Here is a 20281-nt window from a genome sequence, read left to right as displayed (position 1 = left end):
TCACATCCCCAGTGTGGTGCGGGCGTTGGTCCAGGCGTCCGTGCAGTGCCGGGGGCTCTCGCCCTTGGTCTGTGCGGCGGCGAACAGCCGGGCGGCGTGGGTATCGGTGAGGCAGCCGCACCGGCCGTGGGCGGACAGCACGGCGAGGAACGTGCGGTACACCGTCGCGTGCACACTGCTCGCCGCGGCGGTGATCCGCTGCTCCGCCATGGCGATGCCGCGCTCCAGGTAGGCGGGGGTCCGGTGTCGGCACCCCCCGCCCCCAGCCGGAACGAGCACGGTGACGGGCCGGACCGGTACCGGCTTCTTGACGATCAGGGCCCGCACCGTGTCGGGCAGGGTGGTCATGGTGCCGGTGCCGGGGCCGAGCCACCGGGCGTAGACCATGGTCGACTTGATGTCGACACCGTCCCGGACCGCGTTAGCGGAGGACATGGCCCCCTGGTAGATCCAGTGCTCGCCCCGCGTCGTCGGCACGGTCCGCGTGGCGGGCATCGTCCGACGGGCCCACGCGACCGCGTCGGCGTGGTCCAGGTCGACAACGGTCAGCCCGATACCGCCGGGGTGGTAGGCCACGGCCGCCGCCTGCTTCCACGCTGTCGCCCATGCGGGCCCGGTGATGACGTCGGGGTCGGTGGTGGCGGCGGCCCACGCGTGGCAGGGGCGGGGGCATTGGCAGGGGCCGGGGCTCTTCATGTTCGGCCGGCCACCGCACGAGGTGTACAGGCAGGCGGGGCAGTTGGCGAACGGGACCTTCCCCGCTCGCAGAGGCAGGACCGGAACATCGCGACCGGCAAGGTCCAGGGCGGTGCGCAGGTGGCTGTTCATGCGGCCACCCCCACCGGACGAACAGCGGCGAGCAGGGCGCGGCCGATGTGCTCGGAGAACGCCGGGGGGATGGCCTCGGTCAGTTCCTCGCGCACGTCGGTCCACGTGATGCCCATGGCCTCCTGCATCTCGGGGACAGTGGCCTTGCCGCCACCGGCCCCGTACGCGGCGACATAGGGCCCGTCCCGGTAGACGCCGTGACGGTACCCGCGCACGTACCCCCGGTGCTTCGGGTGCGCGGGCCGCTCGATGGTCCAGCGGCCGAGTTCGAAGTTGCGGTGGCGCAGGACACCGAGCCCGAACATCTCGCCGCACAGGGAGAGGTCCTTGCGGATCTCGGCCCGGCCGTTGGGCTGCTCGATGACGTACGGCAGCCCGGTCCGCTCCAGCAGTTCGCGGGTGGGGGCGACGAGGTCGTTGTGGTCGCCGCCCCAGCCCTGTGAGGCGTTGGTGCCGACGGTGAGCGCGCATCCGGCCTGGCACGGCGGCGAGCTGTGCGCCGCCCTGAACCGTCGGATCTCGCCGGACGCGATCAGCCCGGCGAGGTATTCGAGCGCGTCGGCCCGCACGAACGTGAAGGGGTAGCGGGGCCGGTCAACGATGTCGACGCCGACGACGTCGAACCCGGCCCGGTGGTAGCCGGTGGCCGCGCCGCCGGCGCAGCAGAACAGGTCGAGTAACAGCGGCCGGCGGGTGTGGTCTCGCCGGATGAGGGTGGGTTGGGTCATGCTGGTGTCTCCAGTTCTCGTGAGTGAGCTGCTGGACAGGGGCGGCCCCGGACTTGTGGTGAGACGGGGGCCGCCCTTGGCCGTGTCAGAAGGGCGGTTCGTTGCTCCACGGGTCGCGGTCGGCCCGGCGGCGGCGACGGATGCGCGGGAGTCGGAGCAGGGTCCGGCGGCGGGTTTCGTCCCAGCAGGTGCAGGGGTCCCACTCGGTGCCGGCGTACTCCCCGTTGTGGTCGCCGTAGTCGTAGGCGAGCCCGCCGTGCCCGTCGCAGAGCGGGCAGTCGGGGCGGGGGGTGTCGGTCAGGGTCAGGGTCCGGCGGTCCCAGCCGGTGAGCTGGATGCGCAGTCGCACGGGGTGCTCCCTCAGATGCTGGGGATGGCGTCGACGATGGCGGCGGCCATCTCGTTGATGGGTCCGGCGGCTCCGGTGGTGGCGAGGAAGAACCCGAACCCGGCGGCGGTGAACGCAGCCCCGGGCGTGAGGCTGCCGGACCGCAGCAGGAAGAACAGGACGAGTCCGAAGAGGGCGACGAGGGACAGGGTCACTGCCACGGGGTGGCCTTCCGGTCGGTGGGCTGGGGTCGGGTGCCGGCCGCGTGGATGCTGCGGCTGTTGTTGAGCAGCCGTCGCCCGATGCGAAGCCGGGCGCGGTGCCCGTGGCAGCGCCGGCAGACGGTCACGGCGCGGCGGCGGGTGCGGACGCCGGTGCCGGAGCACTTCCGGCACGGGGCGAACGGCTTCACCGCGCACAACACTGCGTAACCGGCGGCGGTGAGGAGGATGAGGAGGCTAGCGAGCGCCACGGAGGGCTCACATCCCTTCGATGGGCGGGTTTCCGGGTGTTTCCGCAGGTGGGCTGCTAGACGCTAGGTCGCAGCTCAGGGCGAGTGTGGGTTGCTAGCGGGGGTGCTAGACCTAGCAGCCGTGGGTGCTAGGTCTAGCAGCGCTGCTGGGGTCAGGCGGCCGCCTTGTTCTGGTTACGGCGGGTGACAGCAGCGGTGATGTCGGCGCGGTCGATGCCGCGCCGGTTCTTGCCTTCGCCGGTGTCGGTCTGGCCCCAGACCTGCCCGGCCTTGATGCCGTGGGGCTTGAGGGCGGCGGTGACGTTCTCGCCCTTCCACCCGCCGTAGACATCCGGCTGCGCGGTGGCCAGGCGGGCGGCGATCCGCTCGCACCACACGGCCTTCTCGTCGGGGGCGATGGCCGAGAGGACGTCGGCCAGCACATCGGACTGACCCGTCTTCTCGGGCCCGGTGCCGATGGCGTGGCCGGTGATGTTGCCGTACTCCTCGCGGACCTTGCGGGCGCGGGCGGCGATCTGCTCGGCGGCCACCGCGTCCACGAACGCACTGGCGACGATGCGCGGGTCGTCGCCTTCACCGGCCATCCAGCAGATGCCCCGGTCGGAGCGGGAGAACATCGTGGCCCGGTAGCCGGCCTTGTACATCGAGGTGCCGAGCACCATGTCGTTGGCGGGCTGTCCCATGACCTTGAGGCAGAACCGCAGCACGGCGTTGGCGCTGATCCCGGTGGGCAGCGACTTCGCGTCCGGGCGCTGGGTGCCGAACAGCGGGACCATGCCGAGCGCGGGGCCGCGCTTGGTGATGTCGGTGCAGATGGCTTCGATCTCCTTGCCGTGCTCCTCGTGCTCGAAGGGCACCTGGCACTCGTCGCTCCCGATCACGATCGGGTGCAGTCCCAGGCTCTTGTCACTGGCGAGTTCGGGCGTGACCTTGGATTCCGGGCAGCGGGAGCGCGGCAGGGACTTGATGACCTTCGCCCGCCGGCGCAGCTCCTCCTTCAGCTCCCGCAGGGAGTCCAGGACGTATTCGATGTCCTCGTCCTCGTCACCGGCCCGGTAGCGGTGGCAGACGGGCTCCAGGGCGCCGAAGTCGCCGGTGCCCTTGAAGTCGAACGCGTGCAGCTCGGCGCGGGGGTCGAGTGCGGCGATGAGGAGAAACAGCCGCATCAGGAACGTCTTGCCCATGCGGGGGATGGAGCCGACGACCACGGCGGCGAACATGAGCGTGACGGACACGTCGCGCATGCGCTGGTCGTTGCCGAACACCACCGGCTTGAAGAGGTCGACCGTGCCCGCCTTGAGGAGGGGCCAGGCGGGTTTGGTGGTCTCGTTCATCGGCTTGTCCCCGACCCAGAGCACCAGGCGTCCTTCGTGCTCGGCGGGGTCGGGTGAGGGCCAGACGCAGCCGACCTTGCGCCGGAGCCCGGACGCCAGGGGCTTGCGGGCCTCCATGATGTCCTCGGGCGTGACCCCGTACGGGAGGTCGAGGTCGGCGCGGTAGCCGGGGCCGTCGCGGACGATTTCGCTGGTGAAGCGCAGCCCGTTCATCTCGCCGCCCTTCTTGATGGCGGCGGAGATCTTCGCGTTCCCGATGGAGTCGAGACCGCGCAGCACGATCGACCCGGTGAGCTTCTGCACCTCGGTCTTCAGGACGGCGGGGCCGATGACCGGGGCGTCGGGCTGCTGGCCTGCCGTGCCGAGGAGCAGCACTCCGCCGGCGGCGAATGCGTACATGAGGGCGGGGGCCATGACGTAGAGCCAGAGGGCGAAGCCGATGCCGAACACGGCGGCGACCAGGGTGACCAGGCCGCGCAGCCGTACCCGTCCGGCCCGGAGCCGGGACAGGCGCATGTACTCCTCGATGTCCTCCGCGCGGACGGCGGCGGCCCGCAGGGGGGCGGCTTCGCGGTCCCAGATCCACCGGTTGGTGGTGGCGATGAACCGGCAGGCTCCCCGCGGCGACATCAGCGCGAGACGACCGGCGTAGACGGGGAGCCGCACGCCGTGGAAGAGGGCGCTGTATCCGGCGTTCGCGCCGGCGTGGCGGGCGGTGGCGGTGAAATCGCGCCGGTCGGTGAGCCACCCGGCCAGGACCGGCTTGCGCTTCTCCACCGTGACCTTCGGTTCCGGCAGGGCGGGGTTGTCGACCGCGACCGGCGCAGCAATCTCGGTGTCGTCGTCCAGGTCGGGGACCGGCCGCAGGTGCGCGGCCGGGGCCGTGGTGTCCGTCATGCTGGTACTTCCTCCTGCTCGATGGGTGGAGAGGAAAGAAGGGGCGGCCGGTTTCCTTGGCCGGGGCCGGCCGCCCCCGCTCAGTCGCGCTCGGCCTTGTGAACGGCCCGCTCAGCGAGCTTCACGCGCTGCTCGGCCTGCTTGCGGGCCTCACGGGCAGCGGCCCTGTCGGCACGGGGCGCGGTGCGCTCGGCGGCCTTCGCGGCGGCGAGGTTCTGCCGGGCGGTGGCCTGCACCTCGTGCAACGCCTTCAGCTCCCGCTGCCCGCGCTCGGCCGCAGCCTCGTCGATCGCGTGGATGCGGGCGGTGACCTTGGCGTCGACACAGTCGGCCAGGGCCTGCTTGAAGCCCTTGCGGAACAGGCGGGAACGCTCGCGGGACTCGGCCTTGGTGTAGCTGTACACGGTGAACCTCCCTGGTGGGGCCGGTCTGTCCGGCCCTCCGCCCGCCCGGTTGCGAGACCGGGCGGACAGAGGGCCGTCAGCGACGGCGGCCCTTGCGCAGCGAGGAAGCGGCGGCCTTGCCGTCCGCACCCCCTACCGACTTCACGACGCTCACGACCCCCCACGTCAGGGCGACGGCGAGGAACGCGAGGATCGCCAGGTTCGCGGCGATCGCGGTGAGCGCCCCGACGAGGAGGGGGCCGAAGTAGACGCCGGCGGCGACGGCCCCGGCGCCCACGCCGGAGCCGAGCGCGAGGCGCTGCACGGTGCGGTCCGGGGGTGCCTGGTGGACGTGGACGATCTGCGGCACGGCCGTGGTGGGCTGGTAGGTGGCGGGGAGGTGGTCGGCGTAGGCGGGGGTGCCGTCCGGGAGGTGCACGACGGACGGCCGGCGAGGTTCGGGCAGGTGGTCCATGCGGTGTCCCTTCGGGTCAGTTGGCCGACTCGGCGGCCTGGCGTGCGATGTCCCTGATGCCGTCCAGCAGCTCGTCGATGCGGTCGAGGGGGACGTACAGGGTGGGGCTCGGGCCCTTCCTGCCGGGGCTCGTATGGATGGCGACCACGGGCTGGGCGCGGTCGGTGTCGGGGCGGAGGGTGACGGCCTCGGCGGTCAGCGACGGCCCGTCAGGCTTGACGGTGAAGCGGAAGGTCATGAGGTGCCCTTTCAGGACGGGGGGTGTCGTGGCAGGCGACGCACATACCGAGCGAACGCGGGATGCAATAGCCCGTGTCGGTACGGCAGTTGGGGCAGGTGCGGCGGGCCCGCATCGCCGCAGCCAGAGCGGCGGCACGGGCAGGGGTCATGGGGCGGACGGGCTTGGCCCGGTCGATGCGGTAGAGGTAGGCGACCAGCGGGGGCTTGTGGCGGCGGATCCGCTGGATTTCGACGACGGGGTCCTGACCGCCCGGCCGCAGCCCCAGCGCTCGGAGCTGGCGGCGGGTGGCCAATCCGTCGGGGGCGAGACGCCACCGGTAGACGTCGGCCATCAGGCCACTACGCGCTTCCACGCGCGCCGGAGCCGGACTTCGGAGGCGGAGTGGCCGGCGGCCCGGAACCGGGTGGACATCTCCCGGTAGGACAGGGCCGGGGTCTCGCTGTGCCGGATCTCATCCACCAGCCGCTCCAGCTCCGCATCGGTGAGCGCGGGTGCGGCTTCCAGGGCGGGGACGGGGTTGGTGGGGCCCCAGACGGGCAGTTCCCACGTGGGTGTGACGCCGGGTGTGACGCGGGTCGTCACGCTGTTCAGCGCCCTGCCGGTGTCCTTCCCGGCCCGGGTGCTCTCCAGCGTCGACCAGGCCCGGGAGAGGGTGGTGGCGGTCTGTGCCTGGACGCGTGCGACGCGCGCCCCGGCCTGCGTCACGGCCGTCAGCCGTGTCTCCTCCGTGCCCGCCTCGGCCCGCAGCCGGGCACGGGCAACGGCGGCTTCGTCGCGGGCTTCCTGCTGGATTCCCTGGATCGCCTCAAGGGCCGACCCGGTCAGCGCGGTCCGCTCCCACAGCCCGTGGACCAGCCACAGGGCTTTCGCGGCCAGGGGCAGCCAGGCGACAGCGAGCCATGCGCCGGCGCTTGTGTCGGCGGTGACAGCGTGGGCGACCAGAACGCCGGTCGCGACCAGGCCGAAGCCCCAGCCCACCGCCGTGACCGGTGTGGAGTGGTCACCCTGCGCGGCGAGACGCCGTTCGTAGGCGAGCGTGGCGAGCCACCCTCCATCGATCCCCAGACCGACCACCAGGGCGATCAGCCACGGCATCGAGGTGCCGAGCCACATCACGACCACGGCCAGCGTGAGAACCATGGACACCGCCGTCATCGCGACGGCCGGCAGAACCGTCTTCGCAGCCTTGGCACTCATGCCGCACCGTCCTTCCGCCGGACGTTCGAGGACGCCAGCAGGTGGACGCGTTCCGTGACACCGGTGGGGCACTCCTGCCACTGCCACCCGGCGGAGTCCGCGAGGACGTAGCCGAGCTGGGCCAGAGCGTCCGCCCGTTCCTGCACCGTGGGGACCGGACCGGTCCGCCCGAACGAGTGCTCAGGCCAGTCCAGGCTCATCCCGTCGGTGACGACGTACAGCTCCCACACACCGGAGAAGCTGTTGGACAACCGCGCGCCATAGACCTTCATGCCGCACCCCCCGACACCGTGGCGTCCGTCGCGGCGGTGGTGAGGTTGGCCAGGTCGCGGCGGGCGGCCAGCACCCGCCGGCGGGCCCGGCGGATACGCCGCTTGTCCAGCTCCGTCGGCGTGCGGTCGATGGTCATGATCTGCGCGTCCAGCAGGAGGATGTCCGCCAGGATGGCGGGCATCTCCGTCTCGATCGCGTCCAGCTCGGCGTCCGACGGCTCACCGTCGAACGGGGCGGCGGTAACGGCCGCCTGAAGTGCTGCGATGGTCTTCATGAGTCGTTCTCTCCCTGTGAAGGTGGTGCGGCTCGACAGCGGCCCCGGTGTTCGAGCACCGGGGCCGCGCTGCGTCGTGAAGTGGTTGGGGGTGTCAGGTAGGCGGGGCTACTTCGGCGCGACCGTGATGGGTCCGGTCGGTTCGTAGCCCCGGATCGCACGCTGCGCTCGATCGTCTTCTTGGCCGCCTCCGGCGAGGACGCCTTCAACGAGCCGCTCGCGCTCGTGGCCTGCCCCGGGGTCAGGGTGTCGACGAGCCCCTCGGCGGTGAAGCGGTACTCCTGCATGAAGCTCTCCTTCGGATCACGGTTCCGGACGTACAGGGGGCTGCTGCTGGGGCGTCCAGGGCAGCGGAAGGGCGTCCCCGGCGGTGCGGGGGACGATGTGTAGGTGCAGGTGGGCGACCGTCTGTGTCGCGGCGCTGCCCTTGCTGGTGATGACGTTCGCGGCCGGCAGCACGGCGGCCAGTTCCGCCGCGCAGGACATCGTGCGGGCGGAGACGAACGCGTCCTCGCCGACGTCGACGACGTGGGCGTGCGGGATGACCAGGACGTGCCCCGGGGTGACCGGGTCGAGCGGGCGGATAGCGATCACGTCGCCCCACTCACGGACGACGTCCGCCGGGGCGAGTCCGGCGACGATCCGGCAGAACACGCAGGAAGCGACCATCAGCGCTGGACGACGTCCTTGGCGATGTCGCGGTCCTGGACGGTCACGCTGTGCCCGGCGGCCGTCAGCCGCTCGGCCAGAGCGCGGGCGAACGTCGGGGCGCGGTGGCGGCCACCGGCGCACCCGTCGGCCACCGTCACGACGCCCGCCGTGGGCCCGGAAGCGAACGCGTCGACCGCCGTGGCGGTGGCGTCGACCAGCGCCGTGATGCCCGGCGTGGCGAGCACGGCGGCGCGGACCGGCGCGTCATCGGCGGTCATGTACCGCAGCTCCGGCCGGACGTGCGGGTCGCGGAAGTGGTGCCGCAGGTCGATGGTCAGGTGCGCGGCCGGCGGCTCGCCGTGCAGGTAACCGAACGAGACGATCTCAACTTCACTCACGATGACTCCCAGAAGGCATGGAGGGCGGAGGATCCGGCTCCCCTCGGCCCCGCCCGTACGGCACCGCCACAAGGGCGAGCTGGACGGGCGGGGGAGGCAACCGGCCGCAGTGGTCATGGGCACTGCGGTTGGTGTGGACGTGCGGGTGTCTCCTTCGGGAACACGAGCTCCCGGGTAGGCGTACGGAGACGTGACCTCTCGGTCTAAGCCCTCCGGTTGACCAGGGATCCGGGACCCTCGGCCCGATCTCTCACGGGCCCCTTGGCGTCGCATCCGAAGACTCGACGCCCAGTCGTGCAGGTCGAGGCACCCCAAAGAGGGGACCCCGGCACTCACTGTCCTAGGACTGCGAGGCACTGGTAAGACCATGGCGCATAGTCCCAGGACTGTCAACAGTCCTGGGACTGTGTTTCACTGGGACGCATCGAAGGGAGTTCGGCTGTGGCAGCCAAGTGGCGCGACCTGGCGGATCGGATCGCGCAGGAGATCAGGAACGGCGAGCGCGTGCCTGGGGATCAGTTGCCCCAGATCAGAGAGCTTGTCGAGGCCGGTGAAGGCTCGAAGTCCACGGTCCATCAGGCATACAAGGCACTTGAGGCTGAGGGACTCGTGACGTCCTCACGTGGGCACGGCACGGTCGTGCGCCCGCGTGCTCGCCTCAAGCGGCTCGGCATCGCCCGGTACGACAAGGCGAAGTGGCGCGACGGTGATGAGGTCGCGTTCATTGCTGACCGCGTGGCATCAGGGCGCGCGTATAAACGCAATGAGCAGACTCAGACAGTGCGTCGCACAGAAGCGACTGCCCTCGTAGCCGAAGGTCTCGGCGTCCCGGTTGGGTCCGGGGTGTACGCGCGGGCCCGGCTGGTGAAGGAAGGGACACAACCAACCCACACCCTGACCAGCTACTACCGCCCCGAGCACGTTGAGGGGACACGCATTGTCGAGCCCACTCCGGGGCCCGCCGGCCGGGGCGGTGGGTACCGCGTCCTCTATGACGCCGGATACGAGATCGACCACATGAAAGAGGCACTGTTCGCGCGAGTGCCGACGGCTGACGAGGTGAAGCTCCTACAGCTCCCCGTTGGCGAACCCGTGGTCGAACTGCACCGAACCACGTACACGGCAGACGGCACTGTGGTCGAGTTCGCTGTCGGTGTCCATGCCGCTTCCCGCTTCGCGTGGGAGTACGAGTTCGACGTTCCCGATTCCGCCCGCCAACAGCACAAGGACAAGAAGGGTTCGGCGTGATCTCCGTACAGGACTGGAAGGACACCCAGCTCGTCTGGGACTACCAGCAGATGCACCACGAACCGCGCCCGTGCTCGGTCGGCATCGGTCTGGGCAGTCATGACCTGGGGGTAGCTGACACGACCGTGAGCCTGTTCCGGCGCGGCATGATGCCACTGATTGTCTTCACGGGAGCGACCAGTCGGACCACTCGGGAACGCATGCCGCGCGGTGAAGCTGAGCATTACCGGGACCGTGCGCTCGAACTGGGCGTTCCGGCGGACGCCATGCTTGTCGAGCCTCACGCACGCAATACCGGCCAGAACATCACCCTGTCTCGCTCGCTGCTCGAAGATCGCGGGATCAAGGTGTCGTCGGTGCTGCTGATCAGCAAGCCATACGAGGAGCGGCGGGCTTACGCCACCGCCCGGAAGCTGTGGCCCGAAGTGGAGTTCGTCAGCGCTTCCACCCCGATGACGCTCCCCGAATACGTCGACTCGATCAAGGACCCGCGCCTTGTCATTGACATGCTTGTTGGGTCGCTTCACCGGCTGTTGGTCTACCCGTCTCAGGGCTTCATGGTCTCGCAAGACGTGCCCGGCCACGTGACGCGGGCGTACGAGCGGCTGGTGTCGCGCGGCTTTACGAGCCGTCTCGTTCCCTAGGACGTTGGGAGCGCGTGACCCGCCCCACGCCGCCCCTGCGGTCCAGCGTCGACCACGCCTTGGCGAGGGTGGTGGCGGTCTCCCGTCCGGAGTCATTCTCAGGGGACCGGGTCGGGGCGGCGGTACGGCAACGAACGGCGGCAAACGCCCCCGGATCATGACCTGAACTGCATGAACAGACCTCGAAAGCGCTCTGATCTATTCCGTAACCCTAGGTTCCAACCCCACTACTACCGCCGGGAGACGCAGGGCCCGACTCATCGAGTCGGGCCCTGCGCTTTACCCTCCGTCTTAGTTGGCCGACGCTTCCCGCAACCTCTGTAGGCAGACCGACCACCGACGCCCCGCGCCCGGCATACGTCAGAAACAGGCGGAGCAAGCCATCTGAAAGCTTGCCGATAGATGCAGGCCCCGTGCTCTGCGGCCCGGTTTAGGGGCAGTCGGCAGCGTTACCTACCTCATCGAGACTGATCGAGAATTGAACGTGCGATCAATCCCAGACCTTTCGCCATTCGAACAGGAACGGCATTCCCAATCTGCCTCTCGATAGAGCCATACTGTCCGTAGAACCGATAGCCAATTGGGAACGATTGGAAAGTCGCAGCTTCTCGCAACGTAAGTCCACGATTTTCGGTGGGATGAACAAATGTGCCGCACGCCGGCGTCGTGCATCTCGTTGTCATTGTTGGTGCGGGTTCGTCGAGCTTGATACGGCCATACGAACTCGCAGCAGATCGATTCTTGAGCTTGCGATGACAGTCCAACTGATGTTCCTCGGGAAGATCGAATCGATTTCCACCGATCGGGATCGCCGAGATTCTGGCGAGGACCGCCTCACTACTCTTTCGGTGTACACCAAGCGGGTCGTCAGGCTTGGAATACCGGTCTAGGTGCTTGAGAACTTGGCGCGCCGTCCTGGGGGCAGTCAGGAAGTTATCAGGTAGGTAGTTCAGGGGGATAACAGAATCCTCGGGATGCTTAACATCAGCCCTGACTCCCATCAAAATAAATCGCTTTCGCCGTTGCGGTACACCAAATCTGCTCGAATCTAGAAGACTGCTCATAAATGAATAGCCGAGGTTTTCGAGTTCGCCGATTAGTTGCGCTAGTCGCCGATCTCGCCTCAAGCCGGGAACATTCTCCAGCAATAGCACTTTAGGCAGAAAAGCATCAACGAATCTAGCTACATCAAGCACCAGGTCATTCCTAACCTGGTCAACTGTCCCCTTAGCCAAGGTTGAGAAACCCTGGCAAGGTGGGCAGGCCTTAAGAAGGTCCAAATCTCCGCGCTTAAGGCATACTGCGTCCGCGATCTGCTCAGCGGACAGGCTTCGGATATCAGCCTCGTAAAGAAGAACACGGGCATGGTTTTGGCGGTAGGACTCCGCAGCTTCCGGGTCGTTCTCCACGGCGGCGAGCACGCGGAAGCCAGCGTCTCGGAGGCCCCGCGTAGCGCCCCCGGCCCCGGCGAAGAGGTCGATGGCACTCGGTCTAGACATGAAGGCGATCTTAACCAGTAGATGACCCCAAAGCACTAGCGACATCTGGCACTTGAGCGTCGTGGCCCCCAAACTGGCGGTACGCCGGCGCTCTTGGTGGCATCGGCGCGACTGGGTGGACGTCAGGGATGAGGGTCGTGATGACGCAGCAAGGCGACAGCCGTGGGGATCAGTCGGGGGACACCGGAGGGAACGACCTCGTTGGGGGGGACGTTCCACGGCAGGCCAGCGGAAAGCACGATCACCACGCCGCAGTTAATGGGCACACCTCGGACAAACCGTACGTGATGAGGATTAGTCGCCTCACAGTCGACAAACTCGGCATCAAGATGTACGACCGAGTGTCAGCAGTACTCGCGGAGGTTATCGCAAACGCGTACGACGCTGACGCCGAGCGAGTGACTGTCACGTTGCCGTGGGGCGTCTTCCTAGACGGCTCCGGGGCATACGAGATCACTGTCTCGGACGACGGCCACGGGATGACTGCGGACGAAGTCAACTCACACTACCTGGCGGTCGGTTCGGACCGCCGCAAGCGGTTCGGCAAGGACAAATCTCGGGACAAGAATCGACCGGTAATGGGTCGCAAGGGGATTGGCAAACTAGCCCCCTTCGGAATCTGTGAGACGGTCGAAGTAATTACAGCAGGAGGCGAGGAGACGGCTAATGGATACAAAGTCGCGCACCTCATGCTGTCTCTGAATGAAATCCTGGACGATACAGATGACGAGTACCGTCCTTCGCCTGGTCCGCTCGATGGAACCTGGTCAGCCGACCATGGCACCACCGTGAAGCTCCGCGACTTCAGGCGCAAGCGGGTACCCAGCGGGGCGGAATTGCATCGTCAACTGAGTGCGCGCTTCGGAATTCGCCGCGCGGACTGGTATGTCGAGATCATCAACGCAGAAAATACGCTGATCCCCGAGTCATTCCATCTCGGCGAGTTGGACATCGAGCTGATGCCTGACACTCGTATCGATCTTGCTGACCGTAACGTTGAGACGTCAACCGGCCTAAAACTTCCCATCTCCGGCTGGCTAGCATACAGCCGGAAGCCTTACCGTGATGAAGCGATGGCCGGAGTCCGAATCTACTCGCGCGGAAAAATTGTCTCCATGACGCGCGATTTCGGCATCACTCAAGGATTCTTTGGCGAATATAGCATTCGCTCATATCTTGTAGGTGAAATTCACGCCGAGTGGCTGGACGAAGGAGAGGATCTGATCCGATCCGACCGACAGGACATCATCTGGAGCTCAGATTACGGTGATGCACTGAGGCAGTGGGGCCATGCCATCATGCGCGAGCTGGGTGCGCGGGGCAGGAACTCGCTGAAGAAGGAGACCTGGAACGATTTCGAGAAGGCCACCAACCTGCAAACCCGGCTTGAGGAGGATGCTCCAGGAGACAAGGCTTTTCAGGAGTCCGTCAGGCAGGCTGCCAAGCTTCTCGTGAGCGACAAGGACAGGGAGGCCATCCTTGATCCAGAACACAGGGAGAAGGTCTATCAACTCGCGAAAACTATTGGCCCGCACCGGACACTACTCGACGCATTGCACGAGGTCGCGGAGGATGCCAGCAGTCCGTTAGAAATTGTGCTCGGCCTGTTCCAGAAGGCGCGTATTGCCGAGATGTACTCACTCGGCCAAGTCGCCTCGGAGCGCATCGAAGTAGTTAACAAGCTATCGGCTCTCATTGACGATGGTTCCACATTGGAGCAACCTCTTCAGGAACTACTGGAGCAAGCCCCATGGTTGCTGGCTCCTGAGTGGACTCCACTGGGCATGAATGAATCTCTTGAAAGGGTGCGCAAATCATTCGAGTCTTGGTACTTCAAGAAGCATAATATTGCGCTGGTAACAACGGCGATCAATCGGCAATCGAAGCGCCCTGACTTCGTTCTGTTGCACGATTCTGGGACGCTATGGATCGTTGAGATCAAGCGTATGAACTACCATCTAACCGACGCCGAGTATCTGAGGGCCGTGAATTATCTAGCGGATTTGGATGAATTCCTGAACCAGGTGGACGCATTGGGTAAGCAGTTCCCTGTACGCAAGCTCACGTTCATCGCCGACCACAAGGACAAGCTGAGCAGCGTTTCGATCTCCTCAGTAGCCAACGACAACCGGATTCAGATCCGAGGTTGGCACGACCTTCTCGATGACACGCTGCGGGCTCACCGTGACTTCTTGGCTCGTGTCGACAACATCAGGAACGAGGGGGGTGCTCCGTAGGGCGAGCCTACGCGCCGAGGATCAATGGACGATCGAATGAGGCCCTACCCTCAGGCTGCCTGTCCGCATCGGGTAGTTCGTCCACGGCAACATCCGCGTCACCGAAACCTGCCACGTAGCTGCCAGCGACAAGGTTGGGGAGCACCCCACATTCAAGGAAGCCGCCGACCAACTCGCGGGCAACTCGGTCGGTGGGTACAGCGAACACCGGGCCCGTACTTCGCCTGACACCGAGCCAACACCATCCATTGGAGGCAGAGGTTGCAGGTGGTTGTTGTTCTGTTCTGTGTCCAGTTCGCTTGTGTCCGCAGTGATTCATCGTCGTACACCGAACCTCGCTGAGCCGCCGAACGACCGCTTACGGACACTCGCGAACAGCCACGCGCACAGTTGGAAAGCGTGTTGGGGGCAACCCCTCACGAGTTCGAATCTCGTATCCTCCGCCATTGCTCTCACCGGGCAATACGTCGAAGGCCCCCGCAGCTCGCTGCGGGGGCCTTCGACGTTGGTGGTCTCAGTTCTGGTCTCATTTATTTCCGACATAAGAGATATTTCATTCGAACACCACAGCGATCCGGAGCGGGTGGCCGCGGTGATCGCTTCGGCACCTTCGTCCACCCAGAATCTGCTTGAGCGGCGAGCCTCTCACCGGGGTGAACAGCTCCAATCACAGGCGTATTTCCTCATGTTCAGGACCCCGCCGGCCGACTCCGAGCCGCGTGTGCGCTGGGCACTGGAGCGGGGACTGCGGGTCCAGGACCGGCACTCCGGGTACGGATCAACACGCATGCCCGCCGAGGTGGCGCTCGTACTGTGCGGAGCCGGCTGGCGCGCCCCCTTCGAGCCCGTCCCGCCCGTCGTGCGGACGGTGTCCGTCACCTCGGCGGAAGTGGACCGGGAGGCGGCGGCCGCCGCCGCGGCGTTCGCCGCACCTGCGTCGGTTCTGGCGACGTGCTCCGCGGCTCCGCCGGTCCTGCTGAAGTCCGGCGGGGTCGGAGCACGTGAGTTGTCCCGGATCAGCAAGGCGGCACAGTGCGACGACATCGTCGTACGCCTTGTTCTGGAGACGGCGTACGACGCCGGGCTGCTGGCCCGGGACGGCGACCAGGTCGCGGCAACGGACGGATACGACACCTGGGCGGAAAAAGAACCGGCGGAGCAGCTCACCGCGCTTCTCCACGCCTGGCGGACGCTTCCGCTGACTCCGACCCAGGCGCACGGCGAGGACGGCAAGGCGCTGCCCGCGCTCGCCGGAACACCGCCCTGCGGCAGCTGTCCACAGGCCCGGGAGGGGCTCCTCGCCGCCGCGGCGCAGCTCCCGGCGGACCGGGGAGTGCACAGCCCCGCGGAACTGGGGCCGCTGGTCGCCTGGCATCGCCCGCTCGCCGAGCAGCTCCCCCAGGACACCACGCCTTTCGCCACCGCGACCCGGGAAGCGGAACTGCTCGGGGTCGTCGCCCGCGGCGCCCTGTCCCCCATCGGTGCCGCTCTGTGGACCGACCACGCCGAAGCGCTGGCCGCCGCGTGTGAGCGGCTGCTGCCGACGGCCACCAGGGCAGCCCGTTTCGGCGCGGACCTCACCGCCGTCGTCACCGGCACACCGTCCGCCCGCCTCGCCGCGCTGCTGGACACCGTCGCTGACAAGGAAGTCGGTGGCACGGCATCGGTGTGGCGGTTCAGCCCCACAACCGTTCGCCGTGCCCTGGACACGGGCCGCACGGCGGATGCCCTCGCGGCAGACCTGAGCGCCGTCGCGGTCGGCGCCCTCCCCCAGTCGCTGTCGTACCTGATCAACGACTGCGCACGCACTCACGGCCGTGTGCGCCTCACCCCAGCTGCCTGTGTGATCCACGGCGAAGAACCCGCTCTCCTCGCCGAACTCGTCACGCACAGAAAGCTCGCCGCCCTCGGCCTGCGCTTGCTGGCACCGACCGTGTTGGTCAGCCGGACCCCACTCGACAAGACCCTCGCCACGCTCCGGGCCGCCGGCTACGCCCCCGTTGCCGAGAGGGCCGACGGAACCGTACGCGTCGAAAAGACCCGGCGCCGACGTGCCGCCGCACCGGTCCCGCCCCCGCCCACACTCCCAGGCCAGCGGCGGCGGTACCGTGCCGACGCTGACTCCGGTGACAGTCGGCCTGAGCACGCTGGCCGCCAGGCTGCGGGCCGCCCCGCCGATACTTCCGGCTCCCGACCCGTTCGGCACCGGGGTCCCCTACGGCACGGACACCGAGGAGATCGTCGCCGGATGCGCGAAGAACCTGGCGTTCAGCGATGTCCGCCAGCTCGCCCATGCCATCGACACCGGCACAGCCATCACGGTCGAGTACGTCGCCGCCTCGGGCAACCGGACCGTACGTACCCTCGGCGAGCTCGTGCTCGACCCGCCCTACTTGTATGCGTGGTGCCACCTGCGCGACGACGAACAGGTCTTCACCCTCTCCCGCATCCACGGCGTCATGCCCGGGTAGCCGGGATCCGCGTCGTGGCTCGGTGTTCGGCCGGCCACTGCGGCGATGCCCCACGGCCAAGCGCTGCGACGAGCCGCCACTACGATCGCCGACCATGGACTGGGTCGAGCGCACCACGCAGTTGAGGCAGTGGACGAGGAGCGGGACGCGGGCTCCGCACAAGCCGTTGCTGTTCCTGTACGCGCTCAGCCGGTTCCAGCAGGACGCCGATGGCGAGCTGCGGTACAGCGCCGTGGAGGAGGACCTGCGAGGACTGCTCGCCGAGTACGGTCCCGGTAACCGGACGACGCCCGCCTATCCCTTCCATCATCTGGTGAGTGACGGAGTGTGGGAGGTGCGCACCGAGCGCGGGCCGGGCAGCCCAGGGACCGGGGTCAGGGAACTGCGCGCGGCCGGCGCCGCTGGGCGGCTGACGCCGGAGCTCAGGGCGGCGCTGCGGCGGGAGCCGTCTCTTCTCGGCCGGATGACACGGGTGCTGCTCGATCTGAACTTCCCGCCCTCCCTCCACGGCGAGCTGTGCGAAGCCGTCGGCCTGGAGCTGGAGGAGGCCGAGACCGGACTGCTCTCGGCCACGCGCAGGCAGCGGGACCGGCGGATGCGGGAGCTGGTCCTGACGGCGTACGAGTACCAGTGCGCCTTCTGCGGGTATGACGGCAGGATCGGCGCGGTGCCGGTCGGGCTCGAGGCCGCCCATGTGCGCTGGTGGGCGTTCGACGGACCGGACGACGTCGAGAACGGGCTGTGTCTGTGCTCGCTGCACCACAAGCTGTTCGACAAAGGCGTCCTCGGTCTCGGCGAAGGCCATGGCAAGGGCCACCGCATCCTGGTCTCGCAGAGCTTCGTCGGCCACAGCACCGCCGCCCGCGAGCACGTCATCAAGCTCGCCGGCCGTCCGCTCATCGGCCCCCAGCCGGGCGTCCGCCCCATCGCCGCCGCCCACCGTTCCTGGCACACCGGCCAGGTCTTCCACGGCAGCCCGCGTCCCGCCACGACCGCCTGACCGCCGACCTGGCGGTCACGAGAATTGCACTGGTAAGGAGCGTGATACCCAGAGTATGGTCACTTGTATGGCGACGAAGAAGGTAACGGTGACGATTCCCGAGGACCTCCTGGACGAAATCCGAGCGGAGGCGGCAGAACGGGGGATGTCGGCGTACGTCGCCGAGGCGCTGTGCTTCAAGCGCGACCGGGACCGACTGCGGGAGCTGTCGGACTGGCTGCAGGAGGAACACGGTCCCCTCACCGACGAAGAGCGCACCACAGCGTTCGACGAGTTGGAGGGCCTTGACGCCGAGCACGAGCGCCGGCGCGCCACCGGAACGCACGGTGCCGGAGAAGCCGCGTGAGGAAGCGATCCGGTGAACCCGGGCAACGGCCGCTGCGCGTCTTCGTACTCGACTGCGAAGCCCTGTCCCTGGCCGTACGCGGCGACCGGAAGATGATTGCCTGGCTCGACCTCGCAGCCCGGGGTGAAGCAGAGGTCGTCACGTCACCGATGACGCTGGTCGAGGCGCACGACGGCAGAACCACCGAGCAGCGCTGGGACTGGGTGCTCTCCCGGCTCGAAGTCGCTGACATCGGGAAGGACGAGGCCCGCCAGGCCCGCCGCCTGTTGGCGGATGCCAAGCTGCACGGCCACAAGTACGCGATCGACGCGATACTCGCCGTCATCGCGCGCCGGCAGAAGGGGCAGGTCACCGTCTTCACCTCGGATGTGGACGACCTGGAGAGGCTGGTTCCGGAGTCGATCGTCGTCAAGAAGGTATGACCCGGCGCTCCGGTCTCAGTCCTGGTCTCATTCGCCCCCGTCCAGTGCCGTTCACCATCCCTCCGACGCGCGGCTCCGTCCCAGGTCAGAACAACCCCGTCCCTCTCCGAACCCCCGTACGAACATTTGGAAAGCGTGTTGGGGGCAACCCCTCACGAGTTCGAATCTCGTATCCTCCGCCATTGCTCTCACCGGGCAATACGTCGAAGGCCCCCGCAGCTCGCTGCGGGGGCCTTCGACGTTGACCAACTGCTGACCGGCGCTCAGATCTGCACCACGTGCACGTCCTGGGCATCCAGTGCCTTGAGATAGGCCTCGAGGTCCGCCGGATCACTGGTGAAGACCACAGCACTGCCGTGTCGGGCGGCTGTGAGAGCCACCAGGGCATCCACAGCGTCCGGACGCTTCTTCGGGGGCAACTCTGCCGAACCGAGTGCGCTTCCGATGCGTTGCCATTCGGTGATGTCCGGACCGGTGGCGCACATAATGCATGCCGTCTGCCCCACGCTGGTAGGGCGCATCGCCGGGACCGAACTACGAGCCCGAGGCACCGTGCATTCCTTCATCACCCCGGCCAGAGCATGCACCGTGGCGGGGCTGGGCCGCCAGACTTGCGCGAGTACCGGTCCGAGCACGAGCGCCCGATGCGGTGTCTCCCGGAGACCGGCATGCAGACGCACCGCCTTCGCCTTGCGGTCCGCGAGCGCGATCAGCATGCCGCTGCCGTAGACCGGCACCCGGACAGTCACGCCGCGTTACCGGATCGGGTAGCAGGACCCTCGGCACCATAGATGAGCCTCATAGCCTCCTGCACCTCCTGCCGCTCCTGCTCCGTGAGGTCTTCGTCGGCGACTTCAGGCAGCGGGGCCAGTGCGGCAGCCTCCGCCTCAGCTGCCGCGATCACCGCGTCAAGTCGGGCGAACTGAGCCTCCGCCGCTTCCACCTCGGCCATCTGCCGGGTCGCAGCGTTGACGAGGTAGGCGGACACATCCATTCCGGCCCGTTCCGCGTGGGTCCGGATGCGCTCGGCATGCTCACTGTCCAGGCTGATGCTGATTCTCGTCTTCGGCATACCAGCAGTGTATGACGCGTATTACGACTCCGCCAAGGATGCCGCCCGCGCAGGGCCGACAGGCCGAGCCGCCCTGACTCGACCACGACCGTCCGAACTCTGTCCGACAAGGCTCGTGGTCTCAGTTCCTGTCTCATTCACCTCTGTACGACGCCATCCGAATGTGCGGCGGTCTCCTGAACCGTCGCAGGCCCTTACGCACCTGACCGTCTCCGGAGCCCCGGACGAAGGCGTGGAAAGCGTGTTGGGGGCAACCCCTCACGAGTTCGCATCTCGTATCCTCCGCCATTGCTCTCACCGGGCAATACGTTGATGGCCCCCACAGCTTGCTGTGGGGGCCATCAACGTTGCGGGGGCGGGCGGGTGTCGCTCGTCGGGGGTCCTTCAACCCATTGCGACCCCGGCCGCCCCGGGGCGGGCCGTCCTGGGGTTTCCGGCGCTCGCCGTCCTGCTTCAGCGCCGGTGTATCCGCCGCTGGGCGCGCACGTCGCGGAGCGACACCACTCTCGGCCGGGCAGAGCGGGGTAGTGCCGTGCCGCAGCGTGAGCGGCCTTCACGCCTATGTGACGGACGAGTTGGCCGCACTGCACGGCATCACCCGCGTCGAGAGCGCCGTGACCCAGCGCCGTACGAAACGAGCCGGTCCGCTGTCGGTGCCCGTGGCCGAAAAGCGTCCAGGGGCGCCGTCCGGCAGAGCCGCTGCGCAGTAGCCGTGCCGAGGTCTCCAGCCCGGCTCCGCCGCGGAGACCCGGGCGGTACTTTTCGGACAACTGTGGGCCGTCCGGGTGAGTACAGACAACCTGCGGGGGCCACTCCGCTTCTCACAGGCCGGACACAGCGTCGCCACAGGGGAGTCGGAGTTG

25 protein-coding genes and 1 pseudogene are annotated in these 20281 nt (G+C 67.6%); 8 read left to right on the top strand and 18 right to left on the bottom strand.

The window, feature by feature from the left end; genetic code table 11:
• The 15 genes from AC3CH1_RS15060 to AC3CH1_RS14990 all read right to left on the bottom strand — a co-directional run bounded on the left by AC3CH1_RS15060 (position 1) and on the right by AC3CH1_RS14990 (position 8482).
• A complete protein-coding gene (locus tag AC3CH1_RS15060; RefSeq protein WP_488463360.1) occupies positions 1-828 on the bottom strand; it encodes a bifunctional DNA primase/polymerase in 828 nt (275 codons plus the stop codon).
• Positions 825-1556, bottom strand: coding sequence for a DNA methylase (locus AC3CH1_RS15055; RefSeq protein ID WP_488463359.1), 732 nt, complete (start codon positions 1554-1556; stop codon positions 825-827). Before AC3CH1_RS15055 ends, AC3CH1_RS15060 begins: the two co-directional genes overlap by 4 nt.
• An 85-nt stretch (positions 1557-1641) precedes the next feature.
• Entirely contained in the window at positions 1642-1905 is a 264-nt protein-coding gene (locus AC3CH1_RS15050) for a hypothetical protein (protein WP_488463358.1), read from the bottom strand.
• An 11-nt stretch (positions 1906-1916) separates the two neighbouring features.
• Positions 1917-2105, bottom strand: coding sequence for a hypothetical protein (locus AC3CH1_RS15045; RefSeq protein ID WP_488463357.1), 189 nt, complete (start codon positions 2103-2105; stop codon positions 1917-1919).
• Positions 2096-2356 (bottom strand): hypothetical protein, encoded by a 261-nt coding sequence (locus AC3CH1_RS15040; protein WP_488463356.1) that lies wholly within the window; start codon positions 2354-2356, stop codon positions 2096-2098. Before AC3CH1_RS15040 ends, AC3CH1_RS15045 begins: the two co-directional genes overlap by 10 nt.
• A 152-nt stretch (positions 2357-2508) precedes the next feature.
• Positions 2509-4587: a cell division protein FtsK gene (locus tag AC3CH1_RS15035; protein ID WP_488463355.1), complete on the bottom strand. Its 2079-nt coding sequence runs from the start codon at positions 4585-4587 to the stop codon at positions 2509-2511.
• Positions 4588-4667: 80 nt separating this feature from the next.
• Complete coding sequence (locus tag AC3CH1_RS15030; RefSeq protein WP_381949010.1) at positions 4668-4991, bottom strand: hypothetical protein; 324 nt, start codon at positions 4989-4991, stop codon at positions 4668-4670.
• Positions 4992-5067: 76 nt separating this feature from the next.
• A complete protein-coding gene (locus AC3CH1_RS15025; protein WP_488463354.1) occupies positions 5068-5445 on the bottom strand; it encodes a DUF6251 family protein in 378 nt (125 codons plus the stop codon).
• 16 nt (positions 5446-5461) lie between these two features.
• A complete protein-coding gene (locus AC3CH1_RS15020; RefSeq protein WP_364935506.1) occupies positions 5462-5683 on the bottom strand; it encodes a hypothetical protein in 222 nt (73 codons plus the stop codon).
• Entirely contained in the window at positions 5655-6017 is a 363-nt protein-coding gene (locus tag AC3CH1_RS15015) for an RRQRL motif-containing zinc-binding protein (protein WP_488463353.1), read from the bottom strand. The genes AC3CH1_RS15020 and AC3CH1_RS15015 overlap by 29 nt, the downstream gene beginning before the upstream one ends.
• Positions 6017-6883, bottom strand: a complete 867-nt coding sequence (locus AC3CH1_RS15010; protein ID WP_488463352.1) for a protein spdB — start codon at positions 6881-6883, stop codon at positions 6017-6019. Before AC3CH1_RS15010 ends, AC3CH1_RS15015 begins: the two co-directional genes overlap by 1 nt.
• Positions 6880-7155, bottom strand: a complete 276-nt coding sequence (locus AC3CH1_RS15005) for a DUF6303 family protein (RefSeq protein WP_381633751.1) — start codon at positions 7153-7155, stop codon at positions 6880-6882. Before AC3CH1_RS15005 ends, AC3CH1_RS15010 begins: the two co-directional genes overlap by 4 nt.
• Positions 7152-7430, bottom strand: coding sequence for a DUF6284 family protein (locus AC3CH1_RS15000; protein WP_488463351.1), 279 nt, complete (start codon positions 7428-7430; stop codon positions 7152-7154). Before AC3CH1_RS15000 ends, AC3CH1_RS15005 begins: the two co-directional genes overlap by 4 nt.
• A 303-nt stretch (positions 7431-7733) precedes the next feature.
• Positions 7734-8099 carry an HIT family protein gene (locus tag AC3CH1_RS14995; RefSeq protein ID WP_488463350.1) on the bottom strand — a complete coding sequence of 122 codons (366 nt, stop codon included), beginning with the start codon at positions 8097-8099 and terminating at the stop codon, positions 7734-7736.
• Complete coding sequence (locus tag AC3CH1_RS14990; protein ID WP_361335965.1) at positions 8099-8482, bottom strand: RapZ C-terminal domain-containing protein; 384 nt, start codon at positions 8480-8482, stop codon at positions 8099-8101. The genes AC3CH1_RS14995 and AC3CH1_RS14990 overlap by 1 nt, the downstream gene beginning before the upstream one ends.
• A 438-nt stretch (positions 8483-8920) precedes the next feature.
• Here AC3CH1_RS14990 and AC3CH1_RS14985 point away from each other — a divergent pair, with 438 nt between their 5' ends.
• Positions 8921-9727 carry a GntR family transcriptional regulator gene (locus AC3CH1_RS14985; protein ID WP_488463349.1) on the top strand — a complete coding sequence of 269 codons (807 nt, stop codon included), beginning with the start codon at positions 8921-8923 and terminating at the stop codon, positions 9725-9727.
• Positions 9724-10371, top strand: coding sequence for a YdcF family protein (locus tag AC3CH1_RS14980; protein WP_488463348.1), 648 nt, complete (start codon positions 9724-9726; stop codon positions 10369-10371). The genes AC3CH1_RS14985 and AC3CH1_RS14980 overlap by 4 nt, the downstream gene beginning before the upstream one ends.
• 458 nt (positions 10372-10829) lie before the next feature.
• Here the strand turns inward: AC3CH1_RS14980 and AC3CH1_RS14975 are convergent, their stop codons facing one another.
• Positions 10830-11870 carry a DNA cytosine methyltransferase gene (locus tag AC3CH1_RS14975; protein ID WP_488463347.1) on the bottom strand — a complete coding sequence of 347 codons (1041 nt, stop codon included), beginning with the start codon at positions 11868-11870 and terminating at the stop codon, positions 10830-10832.
• A gap of 140 nt (positions 11871-12010) precedes the next feature.
• Between AC3CH1_RS14975 and AC3CH1_RS14970 the strand changes: the two genes are divergently transcribed.
• From AC3CH1_RS14970 to AC3CH1_RS14945, 6 genes and pseudogenes are all read left to right on the top strand, one after another.
• Complete coding sequence (locus tag AC3CH1_RS14970; RefSeq protein ID WP_488463346.1) at positions 12011-14107, top strand: ATP-binding protein; 2097 nt, start codon at positions 12011-12013, stop codon at positions 14105-14107.
• Positions 14108-14792: 685 nt separating this feature from the next.
• A pseudogene (locus AC3CH1_RS14965) lies at positions 14793-15971 on the top strand (helicase-associated domain-containing protein); the annotation flags it as partial.
• A gap of 262 nt (positions 15972-16233) precedes the next feature.
• Positions 16234-16578, top strand: a complete 345-nt coding sequence (locus tag AC3CH1_RS14960) for a WYL domain-containing protein (protein ID WP_488463345.1) — start codon at positions 16234-16236, stop codon at positions 16576-16578.
• A gap of 94 nt (positions 16579-16672) precedes the next feature.
• A complete protein-coding gene (locus AC3CH1_RS14955; protein ID WP_488463344.1) occupies positions 16673-17578 on the top strand; it encodes a phosphorothioated DNA-binding restriction endonuclease in 906 nt (301 codons plus the stop codon).
• A 67-nt stretch (positions 17579-17645) separates the two neighbouring features.
• Positions 17646-17924, top strand: a complete 279-nt coding sequence (locus tag AC3CH1_RS14950; protein WP_488463343.1) for a CopG family transcriptional regulator — start codon at positions 17646-17648, stop codon at positions 17922-17924.
• The gene (locus tag AC3CH1_RS14945) at positions 17921-18346 is read left to right on the top strand and encodes a PIN domain-containing protein (RefSeq protein WP_488463342.1); all 426 of its coding nucleotides are present in this window, start codon (positions 17921-17923) and stop codon (positions 18344-18346) included. Before AC3CH1_RS14950 ends, AC3CH1_RS14945 begins: the two co-directional genes overlap by 4 nt.
• Positions 18347-18609: 263 nt before the next feature.
• Here the strand turns inward: AC3CH1_RS14945 and AC3CH1_RS14940 are convergent, their stop codons facing one another.
• Together AC3CH1_RS14940 and AC3CH1_RS14935 are read right to left on the bottom strand one after the other, a co-directional pair.
• Positions 18610-19062 carry a hypothetical protein gene (locus AC3CH1_RS14940; protein WP_488463341.1) on the bottom strand — a complete coding sequence of 151 codons (453 nt, stop codon included), beginning with the start codon at positions 19060-19062 and terminating at the stop codon, positions 18610-18612.
• Positions 19063-19091: 29 nt separating this feature from the next.
• A complete protein-coding gene (locus AC3CH1_RS14935; protein ID WP_488463340.1) occupies positions 19092-19418 on the bottom strand; it encodes a hypothetical protein in 327 nt (108 codons plus the stop codon).
• Positions 19419-20281 lie beyond the last annotated feature (863 nt).

This window comes from Streptomyces sp. MGP-P1, from assembly GCF_057766565.1.
Note: the sequence above shows the minus strand (reverse complement) of the source record. Positions and strands in the feature narration are given on the sequence as shown.

What these genes read in the sequence shown, in the direction of transcription:
- AC3CH1_RS14950 (WP_488463343.1), top strand. Translation starts at nt 17,646, where the DNA reads ATGGCGACGAAGAAGGTAACGGTGACGATTCCCGAGGACCTCCTGGAC.
- AC3CH1_RS15000 (WP_488463351.1), bottom strand. Translation starts at nt 7,430, where the DNA reads ATGAAGACCATCGCAGCACTTCAGGCGGCCGTTACCGCCGCCCCGTTC.
- AC3CH1_RS15015 (WP_488463353.1), bottom strand. Translation starts at nt 6,017, where the DNA reads ATGGCCGACGTCTACCGGTGGCGTCTCGCCCCCGACGGATTGGCCACC.
- AC3CH1_RS15055 (WP_488463359.1), bottom strand. Translation starts at nt 1,556, where the DNA reads ATGACCCAACCCACCCTCATCCGGCGAGACCACACCCGCCGGCCGCTG.
- AC3CH1_RS15005 (WP_381633751.1), bottom strand. Translation starts at nt 7,155, where the DNA reads ATGAAGGTCTATGGCGCGCGGTTGTCCAACAGCTTCTCCGGTGTGTGG.
- AC3CH1_RS15010 (WP_488463352.1), bottom strand. Translation starts at nt 6,883, where the DNA reads ATGAGTGCCAAGGCTGCGAAGACGGTTCTGCCGGCCGTCGCGATGACG.
- AC3CH1_RS14995 (WP_488463350.1), bottom strand. Translation starts at nt 8,099, where the DNA reads ATGGTCGCTTCCTGCGTGTTCTGCCGGATCGTCGCCGGACTCGCCCCG.
- AC3CH1_RS14955 (WP_488463344.1), top strand. Translation starts at nt 16,673, where the DNA reads ATGGACTGGGTCGAGCGCACCACGCAGTTGAGGCAGTGGACGAGGAGC.
- AC3CH1_RS14940 (WP_488463341.1), bottom strand. Translation starts at nt 19,062, where the DNA reads ATGCTGATCGCGCTCGCGGACCGCAAGGCGAAGGCGGTGCGTCTGCAT.
- AC3CH1_RS15020 (WP_364935506.1), bottom strand. Translation starts at nt 5,683, where the DNA reads ATGACCTTCCGCTTCACCGTCAAGCCTGACGGGCCGTCGCTGACCGCC.
- AC3CH1_RS15025 (WP_488463354.1), bottom strand. Translation starts at nt 5,445, where the DNA reads ATGGACCACCTGCCCGAACCTCGCCGGCCGTCCGTCGTGCACCTCCCG.
- AC3CH1_RS15035 (WP_488463355.1), bottom strand. Translation starts at nt 4,587, where the DNA reads ATGACGGACACCACGGCCCCGGCCGCGCACCTGCGGCCGGTCCCCGAC.
- AC3CH1_RS14975 (WP_488463347.1), bottom strand. Translation starts at nt 11,870, where the DNA reads ATGTCTAGACCGAGTGCCATCGACCTCTTCGCCGGGGCCGGGGGCGCT.
- AC3CH1_RS15060 (WP_488463360.1), bottom strand. Translation starts at nt 828, where the DNA reads ATGAACAGCCACCTGCGCACCGCCCTGGACCTTGCCGGTCGCGATGTT.
- AC3CH1_RS14970 (WP_488463346.1), top strand. Translation starts at nt 12,011, where the DNA reads ATGACGCAGCAAGGCGACAGCCGTGGGGATCAGTCGGGGGACACCGGA.
- AC3CH1_RS14935 (WP_488463340.1), bottom strand. Translation starts at nt 19,418, where the DNA reads ATGCCGAAGACGAGAATCAGCATCAGCCTGGACAGTGAGCATGCCGAG.